Here is a 15,553-nt window from a genome sequence, read left to right as displayed (position 1 = left end):
GCTAATTTTTCTCCGCCATGTATATACTTTATGAATTTATTTCCTTACATTTGCGGCCTAGTGATAACCTAAAAGCTAAATTATCTATTTAATATGAAAGAGAAAATCTTGGTTACAGGCGGAACCGGCTATATCGGTTCTCATACTGTTGTAGAACTTCAAAACGCAGGCTATGAAGTTGTTATTATTGATAATCTGTCAAATTCCAGCGCAGATGTTGTAGACAATATCGAAAAAGTATCGGGTATCCGTCCCGTATTTGAGAAATTGGATTGCTTGGATTATGCCGGTCTTGACGCTGTGTTCGCTAAATATAAAGGTATCAAAGCAATTATTCATTTTGCAGCGAGCAAAGCTGTGGGAGAGTCTGTGGAAAAGCCGTTGCTGTATTACCGCAACAACTTGGTTTCTTTGATAAATCTGCTCGAACTGATGCCTAAACATGGAGTAGAGGGTATTGTATTCTCTTCTTCTTGTACTGTATATGGTCAGCCCGACCAACTTCCTGTCACGGAAGAAGCTCCTATAAAGAAGGCGGAATCCCCATACGGAAATACGAAGCAAATCAACGAAGAGATTGTTCGTGATACAGTCGCTTCCGGCGCTCCTATCAATGCTATCTTGCTGCGTTATTTCAATCCGATAGGCGCTCATCCTACGGCATTGCTTGGTGAATTGCCTAACGGTGTGCCGCAGAACTTGATACCGTATCTTACTCAGACTGCTATCGGTATCCGTGAGAAGCTGAGTGTGTTCGGTGATGATTATGATACTCCTGACGGTTCTTGTATCCGCGATTTCATTAATGTGGTGGATTTGGCAAAGGCTCATGTCGTAGCTATCCGTCGTATTTTGGAGAAGAAACAGAAAGAGAAAGTTGAAGTATTCAATATCGGTACAGGACGCGGTCTTTCCGTATTGGAGCTGATTAATGCGTTTGAGAAGGCTACCGGCGTGAAGTTGAATTATCAGATTGTGGGCCGTCGTGCCGGAGATATTGAAAAAGTATGGGCTAATCCTGAACTGGCTAACAATGAATTAGGCTGGAAAGCGGAAGAGGGTATTGAAGATACTTTACGTTCCGCATGGAATTGGCAGTTGAAACTTCGTGAAAGAGGTATTCAATAAGAATAAACGGATTTGTGTTTTTTAACAGATAGAAAATAAACAAATGCTTCCCCGCATTTGTTTATTACATGCAAATCAGCCTGAAGCTGCTTATGTATATGTGAATATCCGTAATTAGTACATATGCCTCCCCGGCATAGACAGGTAAGATTGCATAGTAGTTTTGTCGTGTTTTATTTTGTGTTTGTGTTGTGAATAAGCCTTGTCGCGAGACAGGGCTTATTTTTTTGTTTTTTTCATTAGTTTTGTCACATTTGTTACACTCGGGAGTTTTTCCTTGTTTTATCTTTGCAAGAAAAAAGATTATGGAACAGTTACACGCTCATGAAGTTCTTCACATGATGGAAGGCAACAGTTATACGGAATTGTCGTTAAAAGAAGCGATCGTTCGCAAGTTCGGTAAAGAACAGCGGTTCTATGCTTGTTCGGCTGATAATATGGACATCGATACTCTCATTGAATTTCTTAAAATGAAAGGTAAGTTTATGCCTGCCGGCAATGGATTTACGGTAGATATTACCAAGGTCTGCAATCATTGATTATCTTGAATATTCTTCCCATACGGAATTGAATATATTTGTACTTGGCATAAGAAATATACATGTATTTCTTATGCCAAGTTTCTTTTTGAAATAAACTTAGAATCTTGTTCGCCGATATTTATTGGTGGAATATGAGGCGCAATTAACTGTTTTTTATAATTAGGTGCATTACTAATTGTTAACCAACGTTATTGTATATGGAACAAATTGTTCCTATTGTAGTATAAATCGTTCAAAATCGTATAATTTATAGAAAAAAAGCTTTTAAGGAGAACAATTAGACGTGATTTGTTTATACATTTGCGAGGTTGTTTATGTAACTATTTTAAATGAACAAATAGCCTGACGCAAATGTTAAGAGAGCAAGTGAAATTGGATGATGAAGGACGCGACATGGCTGGTAGAAGATTTACGCGACGACTTACAACTTTACTGGATAATAATTAAGAAAACAGAATATAAAAAGATTGCTTATGTCACAGATTGTTGGACATATCTCTCAGGTTATCGGACCTGTTGTAGACGTCTATTTTGAAGGTACAGAGGCAGAACTGATGCTGCCAAGCATTCACGACGCGCTGGAAATAAAAAAGAACCACGGTAAGAGACTGATTGTGGAAGTACAACAGCACATTGGTGAAAACACCGTGAGAACCGTAGCTATGGATAGTACGGACGGTTTACAGAGAGGTATGAAAGTTTACCCGTTAGGCGGACCTATCACCATGCCGATAGGAGAACAAATCAAAGGCCGCTTGATGAACGTTGTGGGCGACTCTATCGACGGAATGAAAGAATTGGATCGTGCCGGCGCTTATCCCATTCACCGCGAACCCCCTAAATTTGAAGATTTGACTACCGTACAGGAAGTTCTCTATACGGGTATCAAGGTTATCGACTTGCTGGAACCATACAGTAAGGGCGGTAAGATTGGTTTGTTTGGTGGCGCCGGTGTAGGTAAGACTGTATTAATCCAGGAGTTAATCAATAATATCGCCAAGAAACAGAATGGTTTTTCTGTGTTTGCCGGAGTAGGAGAGCGTACCCGTGAAGGTAACGACCTGCTAAGGGAAATGATTGAATCCGGTGTGATCCGCTATGGCGAAGAATTCAAGAAAGGAATGGAAGAAGGTCATTGGGACCTTTCCAAAGTTGATTATAACGAAGTGGCTAAATCGCAGGTCTCCTTGATATTCGGTCAGATGAACGAACCGCCGGGTGCACGTCAGTCTGTTGCATTGTCCGGTCTGACGGTAGCCGAGTCTTTCCGTGATATGGGTTCCGAGACGAATGGCCCGCGCGATATATTGTTCTTTATTGATAATATATTCCGTTTCACTCAAGCAGGTTCCGAGGTGTCCGCATTGTTGGGACGTATGCCTTCGGCCGTAGGTTATCAGCCGACACTGGCAACGGAGATGGGGGCCATGCAAGAACGTATTACTTCTACGCGCAACGGTTCTATTACTTCTGTACAGGCTGTTTATGTGCCTGCCGACGACTTGACCGACCCTGCGCCTGCCACTACCTTTACGCATTTGGACGCAACAACGGTATTGAGCCGTAAGATTACCGAGCTCGGTATTTATCCGGCTGTCGACCCGTTGGAGTCCACCTCGCGTATTCTCGACCCGCACATTGTAGGTCAGGAACACTATGAAGTAGCTCAACGTGTAAAGCAGATTCTTCAGCGCAACAAAGAATTACAGGATATTATTTCCATCCTCGGTATGGAAGAACTCTCGGATGCCGACCGCACATTGGTAAATCGCGCTCGTCGCGTACAGCGTTTCTTGTCCCAGCCTTTTGCCGTAGCCGAACAGTTTACCGGAGTTCCCGGTACGATGGTCTCTATCGAAGATACCATCAAAGGCTTTAAGATGATTCTGGACGGTGAAGTTGACTATCTGCCCGAACCGGCTTTCCTGAATGTCGGAACTATTGAAGAAGCGATAGAGAAAGGTAAGAAGTTGCTGGAACAGGCAAAGAAGTAGTTTGAATATTTAAATTTCAATAGACTAAAAAAATGAAGGGACTGCATTTGGATATTGTATCGCCGGATAAGGAAATCTTCAATGGCGAGGTCGACAGTGTTACATTGCCGGGTACGCTTGGTTCGTTTACTATTTTGTCGCAACATGCGCCCATCGTGTCTTCGCTCAAAGCCGGTACACTGGCTTATGTAACAAAAGACGGAGAAGAGCATGTGCAGGATATTCATGGCGGTTTTGTGGAGATGAACGGCAACAAAGTTTCGGTTTGCGTAGACTGACCCCTTTTGATTTTGAACCTTAAATTGAATCGATGTGAGTATTACAAAACGAAATTATTTGTGGCAGGTAGCGCTCTTAACGGTATTGGTAGGCGGTATAGGCGGTTGGGCTTATTATTCGGTATTCCCGCATCACTATTTTGGCGGTTATCCGTTGATACCGATTTTCTTCTTGGTTTTCGGCGTGTTTATGATAAGCATGGTCGAAAGCTGCCGTCACCGGATGCCGGGGCGGATGTTGCAGATATACCTGTTGATGCGCGTTATGCGAATGCTTGCTTCTATCATTGTGATGCTGGTATATTGCGTTGCCGTGCGTGAAGAAGCGAAAGAATTCCTGCTGACGTTTATCGCGAACTATCTGATATATTTGATTTATGACTCTTGGTTTTTCTTCACTTTTGAAGCTAACCGGAAGTTGAAAAAGAAAATGAAACAAAAAAATGAAACAATTGCGTAACATACTAACCGGGGTGTTGCTGGTGTGGGGATTATTGTTATCCGCCTCTGTGCAGGCCGACAGTATTCCTGTTGCACAAAATGGACTTGCGGCCGAACTCGACAGTATAGCCCAACGTGATGATGTAACCTCTGCAGAGCAAGAGAAGAATACGGTGAATGTAAAGGAAATCGTATTCGGGCATATTGGCGATTCGTACGAATGGCATATTACAGCTTTTGGGGAAACGCATGTTATCATTCCGTTGCCTGTCATTGTATATAGCAGTACAACAGGATGGCACACTTTCCTTTCTTCCCGTTTGGAAGAAAACGGCGGAAGCTACGAGGGGTTGTCTATCGCTCCGGAAGGCAGTAAGTACGAGGGAAAATTGGTGGAATACGATGCCGCAGGTAATGAGGTGCGTCCTTGGGATATATCCATTACGAAAGTTACGTTGGCATTGCTTATCAATAGCGTCTTATTGCTTATCATTATTCTGAGCGTGGCCCAATGGTATCGCAAGCATCCTCAAGGCAGTGCGGCGCCGGGCGGTTTCATAGGATTTATGGAGATGTTCATTATGATGGTGAACGACGACATTATAAAGAGTTGTGTGGGACCAAAGTACCGTAAGTTTGCCCCTTACCTGCTGACAGCGTTTTTCTTTATCTTCATAAATAACCTCATGGGATTGATTCCTATCTTCCCGGGCGGGGCGAATGTCACCGGAAACATTGCCATTACGATGGTCCTGGCTGTCTGTACGTTCCTTGCCGTCAATATTTTTGGAACCAAAACATATTGGAAAGACATTTTTTGGCCGGATGTACCCTGGTGGTTGAAAGTGCCTGTACCCATGATGCCGTTCATAGAATTCTTCGGAATCTTTACGAAGCCGTTTGCTCTGATGATACGTCTTTTTGCCAATATGCTGGCGGGACACATGGCAATGCTGGTGCTGACTTGTTTGATATTCATATCGGCGAGTATGGGACCTGCTTTGAACGGGACATTAACGGTGGCTTCGGTGCTGTTTAATATCTTTATGAACGCATTGGAATTATTGGTAGCCTTTATCCAGGCCTATGTGTTTACGATGCTGTCGGCCGTGTTCATCGGTCTGGCGCAAGAGGAACACAAAGAGAAAGCGGAGGAGAAGGCTATAAAGTGATGGAGTGATAAAATCGAGAAAATAAACATTAATAGAATAACAATTTAAAAACTGAAAGTTATGTTACTATCTGTATTATTGCAAGCTGCTGCGGCAGGTGTTGGAGTTAGTAAATTGGGTGCAGCCATTGGTGCTGGTTTAGCTGTTATCGGCGCAGGTGTAGGTATCGGTAAGATTGGCGGTTCCGCCATGGAAGCCATCGCACGCCAACCGGAAGCATCGGGAGATATTCGTATGAACATGATTATTGCCGCCGCCTTGATTGAAGGTGTCGCATTGTTGGCAGTTGTTGTGTGTCTGTTGGTATTCTTCTTATAAAAAGATAAAATTATGTCATTGTTATTACCTGATAGTGGTCTGCTGTTCTGGATGCTCCTTTCATTCGGCGTGGTTTTTGTGATATTGGCCAAGTACGGCTTTCCCGTCATTACTAAAATGGTGGAAGGCCGTAGGACCTACATAGACCAGTCGCTGGAAGTGGCACGTCAGGCAAACGCCCAGCTCGCCAAACTGAAAGAGGAGAGTGAAGCGCTGATTGCTGCCGCGAACAAGGAGCAGGGACGCATCATGCGGGAAGCAATGCACGAGCGTGACAAGATTATTGTCGAAGCGCGTAAACATGCGGAAGCCGTTGCGCAGAAGGAACTGGATGATGTAAAACAGCAGATTCAGCAAGAGAAGGAAGAAGCTATCCGCGATATTCGCCGTCAGGTTGCTGTACTATCGGTAGATATTGCGGAGAAGATTATCCGTCGTAATCTGGACGAAAAGCAAGACCAGATGGAAATGATTGACCGTATGCTGGATGAGATGCTGACGCCCAATCACTAATCATTAATCTTTAGAAGAAATGGATATAGGAATTGTTTCGATGCGATATGCAAAGGCTCTTATGGAGTATGCCAAGAGCACGGGTACGGAAGACAGACTATATACTGAAATGCGTACGTTGAGCCGGAGTTTCGAGAAACATCCTGATTTGCGTACGGCATTGGAGAATCCGGTACTGTCGGTACGGGAGAAATTCTCGCTTATCTGTACCGCGGCCGTGGGGGATGCTCCTGCCGAGCGTGAGTTGGCCCGTTTCATTACGCTGGTATTAAGAAACAGGCGTGAGGCGTTTCTGCAATATATTTGTCTGAGCTATCTGGATTTATACAGAAAGAGCAGGCATATCGGGATTGCGAAACTGACGACCGCCGTACCCGTAAGCCATGAGATTTGGGAACGTATCCGAAACAGCGCTTCCCATCTGCTACATGCCGAAATGGAGTTACAGACAGATGTCGACCCATCTATTGAAGGCGGATTTATATTCGACGTCAACGATTTCCGTCTGGATGCCAGTATTGCTACTCAGCTAAAGAGAGTGAAACAACAGTTCATTGATAAGAACAGAAGAATCGTGTGATTTACGATTTGACAATTTGCAATTTATTATTTAGCATTGTGACGGGTAAGTTGTAAGAGGTCAAAAGCGGTATATGATTCGTTTCTTCAGAAAGTAAAATAGTAAATCGTTAAATAGTAAATACTAAAATGTTGTCTGAAAATATAAAAGTAAGCGAAGTCTCCGATATTCTGCGCAAACAGTTGGAAGGCATCGACACCCGCGTGCAACTGGATGAAATCGGTACGGTACTGCAAGTCAGCGATGGCGTGGCACGTATCTACGGATTGCGCAATGCCGAAGCAAACGAGTTGCTGGAATTTGACAACGGTATCAAAGCCATCGTGATGAACCTTGAAGAAGACAACGTGGGTGCCGTATTATTAGGCCCTACGGATAAAATCAAGGAAGGATTCGTGGTGAAACGTACCAAGCGTATTGCTTCCATCATGGTGGGAGAGGGTATGTTGGGACGCGTTATCGACCCGTTGGGCGCACCGTTGGACGGCAAAGGCCTGATAGGCGGCGAGCTTTGTGAGATGCCGTTGGAACGTAAGGCTCCGGGCGTTATTTTCCGCCAGCCGGTAAACCAGCCGTTGCAAACCGGCTTGAAAGCTGTCGATGCCATGATTCCTATCGGCCGAGGGCAGCGTGAGTTGATTATCGGCGACCGCCAGACGGGTAAGACTGCGATTGCCATCGATACTATCATAAACCAGCGTGCCAACTATGAAGCGGGCGATCCTGTGTACTGTATCTACGTAGCCATCGGTCAGAAAGGCTCTACGGTAGCATCCATCGTAAACACATTGCGTGAAAACGGTGCGATGGATTACACCATCGTTGTGGCTGCTACGGCAGGCGATCCGGCTGCATTGCAGTATTATGCTCCGTTTGCCGGCGCTGCAATCGGTGAGTATTTCCGTGATACCGGCCGTCATGCGCTGGTGGTTTATGACGACTTGTCCAAGCAGGCGGTAGCCTATCGTGAGGTTTCCTTGATTTTGCGCCGTCCGTCGGGACGTGAGGCATATCCGGGTGATATCTTCTACCTGCATTCCCGTCTGTTGGAGCGTGCGGCAAAGATTATCAGCCAGGAAGAGGTGGCGCGCGAGATGAACGACCTGCCCGAAAGCCTGAAAGGCAGAGTAAAAGGCGGCGGCTCATTAACGGCGCTTCCTATTATCGAAACGCAGGCCGGTGACGTGTCGGCTTACATTCCTACAAACGTAATCTCCATTACCGACGGACAGATATTCCTCGACACCAACCTCTTCAACCAGGGTAACCGTCCGGCTATCGACGTAGGTATCTCCGTGAGCCGTGTAGGCGGTAATGCCCAGATTAAGGCGATGAAGAAGGTTGCGGGTACATTGAAGATAGACCAGGCTCAGTATCGCGAACTGGAAGCGTTTACCAAATTCAGCGGTGATATGGACCCTGTTACTGCGCTGACTATCGACAAAGGGCAAAAGAATACCCGTTTGCTGGTACAGCCTCAGTATAGCCCGATGCCCGTAGAGAAGCAGATTGCCATTCTTTATTGCGGTACGCATGGTTTGTTGAAAGACGTGCCTTTGGACAAAGTGAGCGAGTTTGAACGCAGTTTCCTCGAATTCCTTGAAAGAGATTATCAGATGGAAGTGCTCGATGTATTGAAGACGGGTGTCATTGATGATAATGTCTGCAAGAAGATAGAAGAAACGGCGGCAAAGACAGCCAAGCAATTTATGTAGATGGCGGTCAGGCATTCAACAACGACTAATCGCCAATCACCAACCCCTAATCACTATATGAAATGGCTTCACTGAAAGAGGTAAAAAATAGAATAAGCTCCGTCAAGAGTACGCGTCAGATAACCTCGGCGATGAAGATGGTAGCATCTGCCAAACTGCATAAGGCGCAGGGGCGGATTGAGAATATGCTACCTTATCAACGGAAGCTGAATGAGATTCTGACAAACTTCTTGAGTACGGATGCTACGATAGAGTCACCCTATACCGAGGAACGTCCGGTAGAGAAAGTGGCGATTGTGGCGTTCTCGTCCAATTCGTCCTTATGCGGCGCTTTCAATTCCAACGTGGCGAAGATGCTGGAGCGCACACTGGAAGACTATAAATCGTTGGGCAAAGAGAACATCTTGCTGTATCCCGTAGGCAAGAAGGTGGAAGAAGCCGTAAAGAAGTTGGGATACGAGCCGCAAGGCAGCTATCAGGAAATGGCCGACAAACCTTCGTATGTGCAGGCTTACGAGCTTGCCGGACTCTTGATGAAAGAGTTTCTGGAGGGACGCATCGACAAGGTAGAGCTGATTTATCATCATTTCAAATCTACCGGGTCGCAAATCCTGACGAGAGATAAGTATCTGCCTATCAACTTGGATAAGGTGGCCGAAGAAGCGACGGAAACCGCCGGAAAGAGCAACTTCAATAATGATTATATTGTAGAGCCTTCCGCAGCCCGGTTGATAGCCGACCTTCTTCCTAAAGTATTGAGCCAGAAGATTTATACGGTTCTGCTGGACTCGAATACTTCCGAACATGCAGCCCGTATGCTTGCCATGCAGGCCGCTACGGACAATGCCAACGAGTTGATTCAGGACCTGACGAAGCAGTATAACAAGAGTCGCCAACAGGCGATTACGAATGAATTGCTGGATATAATCGGCGGCAGCCTGAAATAAGTTTTGCATAGGAATAAGAGGATGTACCGAAGCGCTTTCGGTACATCCTCTTTTCCTATCATAAAAAACATTCCGCCAACATCCCCTTTCCTTTATTTATTTGTGCTACCTTTACCACCTGTTACAACAAACTGAAAGGAATAATGGAGCAAAACTCTGAATTAGCGCTTGCATGGCAGTTCATTGAAAATACAGGCACTCATCTTTTTCTGACCGGTAAGGCCGGAACCGGTAAAACAACCTTCTTACGTAAACTCAAGCGGGAAAGTCCTAAGCGCATGGTCGTTATCGCGCCGACCGGTATCGCGGCCATCAATGCCGGCGGTGTAACAATCCATTCGTTCTTTCAGATTCCGTTCGCGCCTTATGTGCCCGAAAGCTCGTTCAGTACGAATGGACAGGCAACCTATCGTTTCCGTTTCGGTAAGGAGAAAATCAATATCATACGCAGTATGGACCTGCTGGTGATTGATGAAATCAGTATGGTGCGTGCCGACCTGTTGGATGCGGTAGATGAAATGCTCCGCCGTTACCGCGACCGTCACAAGCCGTTTGGCGGTGTGCAACTATTGATGATTGGCGATTTGCAGCAGTTGGCTCCCGTAGTGAAGGACGAGGAATGGCAGATGCTGAAGAAGTATTACGATACTCCCTATTTTTTCTCCAGCCGCGCGCTGAAGCAGACGGAATACTGCACTATCGAACTTAAAACCGTATACAGGCAGAGTGACGGAGCTTTCTTGGACTTACTGAACCGCATTCGCGAGAATCATTGCGACCCTCAAGTCCTGGAAGCCCTGAACCGTCGCTATCTTCCCGATTTCCAACCCCGGAAGGAAGAGGGTTATATCCGTCTGGTCACCCATAACTACCAGGCGCAGCGCATCAACAATTACGAACTGGAACAGCTTCCGGGACGTTCTTACGCTTTTCGTGCCACGATTGACGGAAAGTTTCCCGAGTATTCATATCCCACGGACGAACTCCTGGAGCTGAAAAAAGGCGCTCAGGTGATGTTTGTAAAGAACGACTCGTCCGGCGAGCACCGCTACTATAACGGCATGATCGGTGAAATCACCGACCTTTCCGCCGACAGCATCGAAGTGCGTGCCAAAGATAGCACCGCTGCCTTCCTGCTGCAAGAAGAGGAGTGGGCAAACGCAAAATATGTATTGGACGAGGAAAGCAAGGAGATTGTGGAAGATATTGAAGGTACTTTCCGGCAGTTCCCTTTGAAACTGGCATGGGCCATTACGATTCATAAAAGCCAGGGACTTACGTTTGAACGCGCCATTATCGACGCCAGCTCATCCTTTGCGCACGGACAGACGTATGTGGCTCTGAGCCGTTGCAAGACATTGGAAGGTTTGGTGCTTAGCGCCCCGCTTTCCGCAAAAGCCGTCATCAGCGACCGGGCGGTAGACCGCTTTACGGAAGAAGCACGCAGAAACGAACCGGATGAAGACCGCTTCCATTCGTTGCAGCGAACCTATTTCCATGAACTGTTGTCGGGACTATTCGATTTCCGGCCGTTGGAGCAATCGCTTCAGCGCTATGTACGCCTGATTGACGAGCATCTTTATAAACTCTATCCCAAGCAGTTGGCAGCATACAAGGCAGAAGCGGAACGTTTTCACGAGAAGGTGGTGATAGTGGCGCAGAAGTTCGGTATGCAATACAACCGTCTGATTGACGCCGTGCAGAACTATGCTACGGACGAAACATTGCAGGAACGGATTGCTGCGGGAGCCGGCTACTTCAAAAAAGAAATGGAGCCTCAGTATCTCGTATTGATAAAAGAACGGGTTCTTGCCACGGACAACAAGGAACTGAAGAAACAGTTGAATACCGCGAAAGAAGAGCTGAACACCCTTTTCTTGCTGAAAGACGACCTCTTGGCTTACGTCATAGCGCACGGATTCCGTACAGCCGAATATTTAAGGCAGAAAGCGATACTCTCCATCGGTGACTCCGCTCTCTCCGGTAAAGAAGACCTGAAACGAAGAGGACTGTTGGATGCGGTGGAGAAGAATATACGGGAACGGAAAAAGAAAGAATCGGCTACACCTGCTGTTCAAGTTCCTTCGGACGTGTTACATCCCGAACTTTACGACCGGCTGGTGGCATGGAGAAACTCGGAAGCGTCCCGGCTGGGGCTGCCCGTCTATACGGTTATCCAACAAAAAGCCATTTTAGGCATCAGCAACCTGCTGCCCGCCGATAAAGCCATGCTTGTCCGCATCCCTTATTTCGGAAAGAAAGGAGTGGAAAAATACGGGGATATTATTTTGGAAATGGTACATGGATACCGCAAGGAAAAAGGATTGACAGAGCCGGAACTCATGCTTTAGAACGGGCTTCTGTTACCTTGCTGCACTTCGATGCGTATGCCGAACGCTCCGTTGGAAGATTTCATCTCGAATGCGCCCTTGAAGTTGTTCTTCTCCCATGGCAGCGCCGAGCGGTTGGGAACTTTCCAGCCGTCTTTGTCATATTCGCCATAGGTATTGATACGCATACCGTTTTTCAGTTTGAAGCTGCCCATCTGCAGATTCTCCGGTGACGACCAGAATCCGGTCAGCCCGAACGGATTCATGCTGTAAACGGTGGAATTGGTCAGTGAGAATACATTCGAAAGCCCTTGCGAGTAGGTAACGTCCGGATTAAGACGGAATATGCTGCTGTAATCCTTGCTTGCGTCCGGTATTTCCAGCGTAAACTCAGGCAGGCGGGGAGCTTCCATTTTCATCAGGCTCATATCCAAAAGAAAGCCGTTGTAATTCTTTGTTTCGGGCAGGAATACGCCATCGGGCGGAGTACCGTCGGGCATGGAGCGTACGCTGTCGCCCTTCACTTCGCTTTGGGCATATAGCGAAGCGATGCTTACAAGCAGTGCGATGATAAAAAAGCAAACTCGTTTCATTGTTCCATTCAACTATTCTTAATGGAGCTCTCACCAATCCGGCGGTTTCGCTCCTTCATTCTTTAATTCCCCGTCTCCCGATTACAAAGATAAACCTTTCCGGTCATTCTTCGAAATTTCTTTAAGTAAATATTGAGGGGCGGTCTGCATCGGGAGTGTTCGTCTCATTCATTTATACTCTTTATACTATCAGTTTATATCCTATTCCGCGTACGTTTACGATGCGGATTCGGTCGTCCAGCGCCAGTTTGTGGCGTAGCTTGGTGATGAACACGTGCAGGCTGCGGGAGTTGAAAAAGCTGTCGTCTCCCCAAAGTTCGAGCAGAACATTCTGGGTGTTGACAACTTGGTTACGGTTTTCGCAGAGGCGTTTCAGTATTTCCGATTCACGGTGGGAGAGTTCCATATCCGTGTCAGTGTGCGGAGATACGGCAGTCCCTATATACGACAACCGTTGCGTGACGGAGTTAAACCGGTAATCGCCTATTTCAAAATCGGTGACTTCTTTGGGTGCGGCGTCAGTGAAGCTGAAAGCCCTGCCCGCCAGCGCTTTGATACGGATAATCAGCTCTTGCATGCCGAAAGGCTTTTTCAGATAATCGTTGGCGCCAAGCTCAAAGCCCTCTACGACATCATTGATGGCCGAGCGGGCGGTAAGGAACAGTACCGGCGTATGCTTGTCAGTCTGGCGGATGCGGCGTACCATTTCAAAACCGTCCATGCGGGGCATCATTACGTCGGCCACGAGTACATCGGGGCGCAGGTCGAAGAACCGGCGCAATCCCTCTTCACCGTCGGCAGCGGTGTGGATGGTGAAGTTCTGCCCTTCAAGCGTGTCTTTTATAATCATGGCGAGGGTTTCTTCATCCTCAACCAATAATACTTTTATTTTATCCATAATCCTTTATTTATTCTGTATTATAAGCCGAATTTTGTTACTCCTGAGGCGGATGTCGGTTTTCAGCGGCGAAACAGACTGTTCCAACCGTTGAAACACTTTGTTTCCCTACGGTGAACATTTTGTTTCGCTATGCGGAACATTCTGTTTTCATGCCTTGAAACAAAGTGTTCAAACGCGTAAAAAACACTTTGTTTCGTGCGTTGAAGCTTTTTGTCCCATACAGATTTCAATCATCCGCCTGCTTGTTTAATCTTACAACAAAGGTGCTGCCTTTGCCCGGTTCGCTCTTTACGGATATGCTCCCGCCATGTTTCCCAACCATGGTCTTGACGTAGAACAAACCGAGCCCGTAGCCCTTCACGTCATGTAGGTTACCGGTGGGAATGCGGTAGAACTTATCAAATATGTGGCTCTGCTTTTCGGGAGCGATACCTATTCCACGGTCGCTGATGGCGATTTCGACAAGTTCTCCTTGTTCCGCTGCGTTGATTTGCCGGCAACGGATGTTTACTTCCGCTTCTCCCGGCGAGTATTTTATGGCGTTATCTATTAGGTTGCTGATGATGTTACTGAAATGAGTGCGGTCGGCGGTAAGAGCCAGGTCTTCCGGCTCGATATCTACCGATATATGCACGGGCTTCTCCGATTTCAGTGTGTGCTGTTCGATGAGCGGTTCGAGGATATCTCCAACGGACAGTACTTCCGGATGCAGGCGGAAGGTCTTGTGGCGTTCCATACTCATGGAAAGTATTTGCTCGACAAGTCCGCTGAGCCGCTGCAACTGTTCCTGGCAGATACGCAGGTATTTGTCGCGTTGCGTCTTGTCTTCCGCCTGGTTAAAGTTCAGCAGGGCATCGTTGGCGGCGTAGGCGACGGCGATAGGGGTTTTCAGCTCATGGGTGATGTTGTTGGTGAAGTCGCTTTTCATCTCTTCCAGCGTCTTTTGCCGCAGAATGGTGCGGATAAGTACCCAGAATGCGAAGATAAGGATAATCAGAATGACGAGCGAGGTAGCCAGTATGCCCGACATCTGCTTCAACACCAGTTGCGTGACGGGCTCTATCCAAAGACGGTAGCTTTGGTGGGTATTGAGGTCGAAGGCGTAGTTGTATTGCTTGGCGTCAGGGCCGGGGATATATCCGGCAGTACCGGCAACGGCCAGCGTGTCCACGAATGTGTAAGGCGCGTCTTTGTCGCTCGTGTAGATATGCTCCAAACGGTAGGGCAGCGTGATGCCCCGGTCTTTCAGTTGAAGGGTCAGCAGGCTGTCGTACACGAGGACGTCGGGGTCGGAGATAATGTCCAGACCGGAGTGCAGACCTCGTTGGAAATAGGTGGCGAGTTCCAGCATGCTGTTCTGGTCGCGCAGAATCACATCCAGTCCGTCTTTGGCTCTCAGGGCGGCTTGGGGCGAGTTACCGGTATCTTTTACGGCGGCTTCCAGCTTCTTTTGGGCTGAATCGGGGTTCAGCCATTGAGCCTTGCTCCGGTCTTTGTTTCGTTCTATGAAAAGCACGTCACCGGAGTCCGAGGCGGCAATGTCATCACGGGTGACAATAGCTTGTACGGAAGAATTGTCCGAGATATTCATCGAAATGGTATCACTCTTTTGATGGATGACCTGCTGGGTGGTGGTTTCTTCTTTCTCACCGTTGCGGTCTATACTGGTGGTGCTGCGTACATAGGCTTTGTTTTGCGTTCCGTCTTTCTCGAATCCGGCGGATACGCTCACTTCTCCATGGTCGGTGCTGTCCTTACGCATCCTTTCCACACGCAGCATCATTTCATTATAGTCGCTCATGCGCATGGCTTCTATGATGTTGCGTTCCAGGTCATTGCGCATGGTGCGGTACAACCCGCCGAGCCAATAGGCCTGGTAGGAGAAGATACCCGCCAAAGACAGGATAACGAGTACGGCAATATATTTCAGAGGCAGTTTCATGGCAGTTTCTTTATGCTTAATGCTTACGCAGGCAAATATAAGGAGTTATATCGTGCGCTGTATCATGCGGTAAGACTAAATAACACTTCCGATAACAGTAGATAACACTTGGTAAGCCGGTGATAACACAGAGTTACGCGGCTAATGCCGTACTTTGCG

The 15,553-nt window shown here is 47.1% G+C and carries 15 protein-coding genes; 12 read left to right on the top strand and 3 right to left on the bottom strand.

Annotation, left to right across the window (positions count from 1 at the left end):
* Positions 1 to 93: 93 nt before the first annotated feature.
* The 12 genes from galE to I2F54_RS04800 all read left to right on the top strand — a co-directional run bounded on the left by galE (position 94) and on the right by I2F54_RS04800 (position 11,979).
* Positions 94 to 1,128, top strand: a complete 1,035-nt coding sequence (gene galE / locus I2F54_RS04855; protein WP_009121033.1) for a UDP-glucose 4-epimerase GalE — start codon at positions 94 to 96, stop codon at positions 1,126 to 1,128.
* 305 nt (positions 1,129 to 1,433) lie between these two features.
* Positions 1,434 to 1,667 carry a YecH family metal-binding protein gene (locus I2F54_RS04850; protein ID WP_022218822.1) on the top strand — a complete coding sequence of 78 codons (234 nt, stop codon included), beginning with the start codon at positions 1,434 to 1,436 and terminating at the stop codon, positions 1,665 to 1,667.
* A gap of 476 nt (positions 1,668 to 2,143) precedes the next feature.
* Positions 2,144 to 3,664, top strand: a complete 1,521-nt coding sequence (gene atpD, locus I2F54_RS04845; protein WP_009121031.1) for a F0F1 ATP synthase subunit beta — start codon at positions 2,144 to 2,146, stop codon at positions 3,662 to 3,664.
* Positions 3,665 to 3,696: 32 nt separating this feature from the next.
* A complete protein-coding gene (gene atpC / locus I2F54_RS04840) occupies positions 3,697 to 3,942 on the top strand; it encodes an ATP synthase F1 subunit epsilon (RefSeq protein WP_009121030.1) in 246 nt (81 codons plus the stop codon).
* A gap of 34 nt (positions 3,943 to 3,976) precedes the next feature.
* On the top strand, positions 3,977 to 4,402 hold the full coding sequence (locus tag I2F54_RS04835; RefSeq protein WP_022218825.1) for a hypothetical protein: 426 nt from the start codon (positions 3,977 to 3,979) through the stop codon (positions 4,400 to 4,402).
* Positions 4,386 to 5,555 (top strand): F0F1 ATP synthase subunit A, encoded by a 1,170-nt coding sequence (atpB, locus tag I2F54_RS04830; protein WP_087426033.1) that lies wholly within the window; start codon positions 4,386 to 4,388, stop codon positions 5,553 to 5,555. The genes I2F54_RS04835 and atpB overlap by 17 nt, the downstream gene beginning before the upstream one ends.
* A 60-nt stretch (positions 5,556 to 5,615) precedes the next feature.
* The gene (gene atpE, locus I2F54_RS04825) at positions 5,616 to 5,873 is read left to right on the top strand and encodes an ATP synthase F0 subunit C (protein WP_005829122.1); all 258 of its coding nucleotides are present in this window, start codon (positions 5,616 to 5,618) and stop codon (positions 5,871 to 5,873) included.
* 12 nt (positions 5,874 to 5,885) lie between these two features.
* The gene (gene atpF, locus I2F54_RS04820; RefSeq protein WP_022218827.1) at positions 5,886 to 6,386 is read left to right on the top strand and encodes a F0F1 ATP synthase subunit B; all 501 of its coding nucleotides are present in this window, start codon (positions 5,886 to 5,888) and stop codon (positions 6,384 to 6,386) included.
* 19 nt (positions 6,387 to 6,405) lie between these two features.
* Positions 6,406 to 6,966, top strand: a complete 561-nt coding sequence (locus I2F54_RS04815) for a F0F1 ATP synthase subunit delta (RefSeq protein ID WP_022218828.1) — start codon at positions 6,406 to 6,408, stop codon at positions 6,964 to 6,966.
* 131 nt (positions 6,967 to 7,097) lie between these two features.
* Positions 7,098 to 8,681 (top strand): F0F1 ATP synthase subunit alpha, encoded by a 1,584-nt coding sequence (gene atpA, locus I2F54_RS04810; protein WP_087412039.1) that lies wholly within the window; start codon positions 7,098 to 7,100, stop codon positions 8,679 to 8,681.
* A gap of 62 nt (positions 8,682 to 8,743) precedes the next feature.
* Positions 8,744 to 9,628, top strand: a complete 885-nt coding sequence (locus I2F54_RS04805; RefSeq protein WP_009121023.1) for a F0F1 ATP synthase subunit gamma — start codon at positions 8,744 to 8,746, stop codon at positions 9,626 to 9,628.
* A 143-nt stretch (positions 9,629 to 9,771) separates the two neighbouring features.
* Positions 9,772 to 11,979 (top strand): AAA family ATPase, encoded by a 2,208-nt coding sequence (locus I2F54_RS04800; protein ID WP_195500629.1) that lies wholly within the window; start codon positions 9,772 to 9,774, stop codon positions 11,977 to 11,979.
* Here the strand turns inward: I2F54_RS04800 and I2F54_RS04795 are convergent.
* The 3 genes from I2F54_RS04795 to I2F54_RS04785 all read right to left on the bottom strand — a co-directional run bounded on the left by I2F54_RS04795 (position 11,976) and on the right by I2F54_RS04785 (position 15,394).
* The gene (locus I2F54_RS04795; RefSeq protein ID WP_195500628.1) at positions 11,976 to 12,551 is read right to left on the bottom strand and encodes an occludin; all 576 of its coding nucleotides are present in this window, start codon (positions 12,549 to 12,551) and stop codon (positions 11,976 to 11,978) included. The genes I2F54_RS04800 and I2F54_RS04795 overlap by 4 nt on opposite strands.
* 181 nt (positions 12,552 to 12,732) lie before the next feature.
* A complete protein-coding gene (locus tag I2F54_RS04790) occupies positions 12,733 to 13,449 on the bottom strand; it encodes a response regulator transcription factor (RefSeq protein WP_009121020.1) in 717 nt (238 codons plus the stop codon).
* A 229-nt stretch (positions 13,450 to 13,678) separates the two neighbouring features.
* Complete coding sequence (locus I2F54_RS04785) at positions 13,679 to 15,394, bottom strand: sensor histidine kinase (RefSeq protein WP_195500627.1); 1,716 nt, start codon at positions 15,392 to 15,394, stop codon at positions 13,679 to 13,681.
* Positions 15,395 to 15,553 lie beyond the last annotated feature (159 nt).

This window comes from Bacteroides clarus (assembly GCF_015555825.1).
Classification (GTDB): Bacteria; Bacteroidota; Bacteroidia; order Bacteroidales; family Bacteroidaceae; genus Bacteroides; species Bacteroides clarus.
The sequence above is the reverse complement of the archived record's forward strand: the minus strand, read 5'-3'. Positions and strand labels throughout refer to the sequence as shown.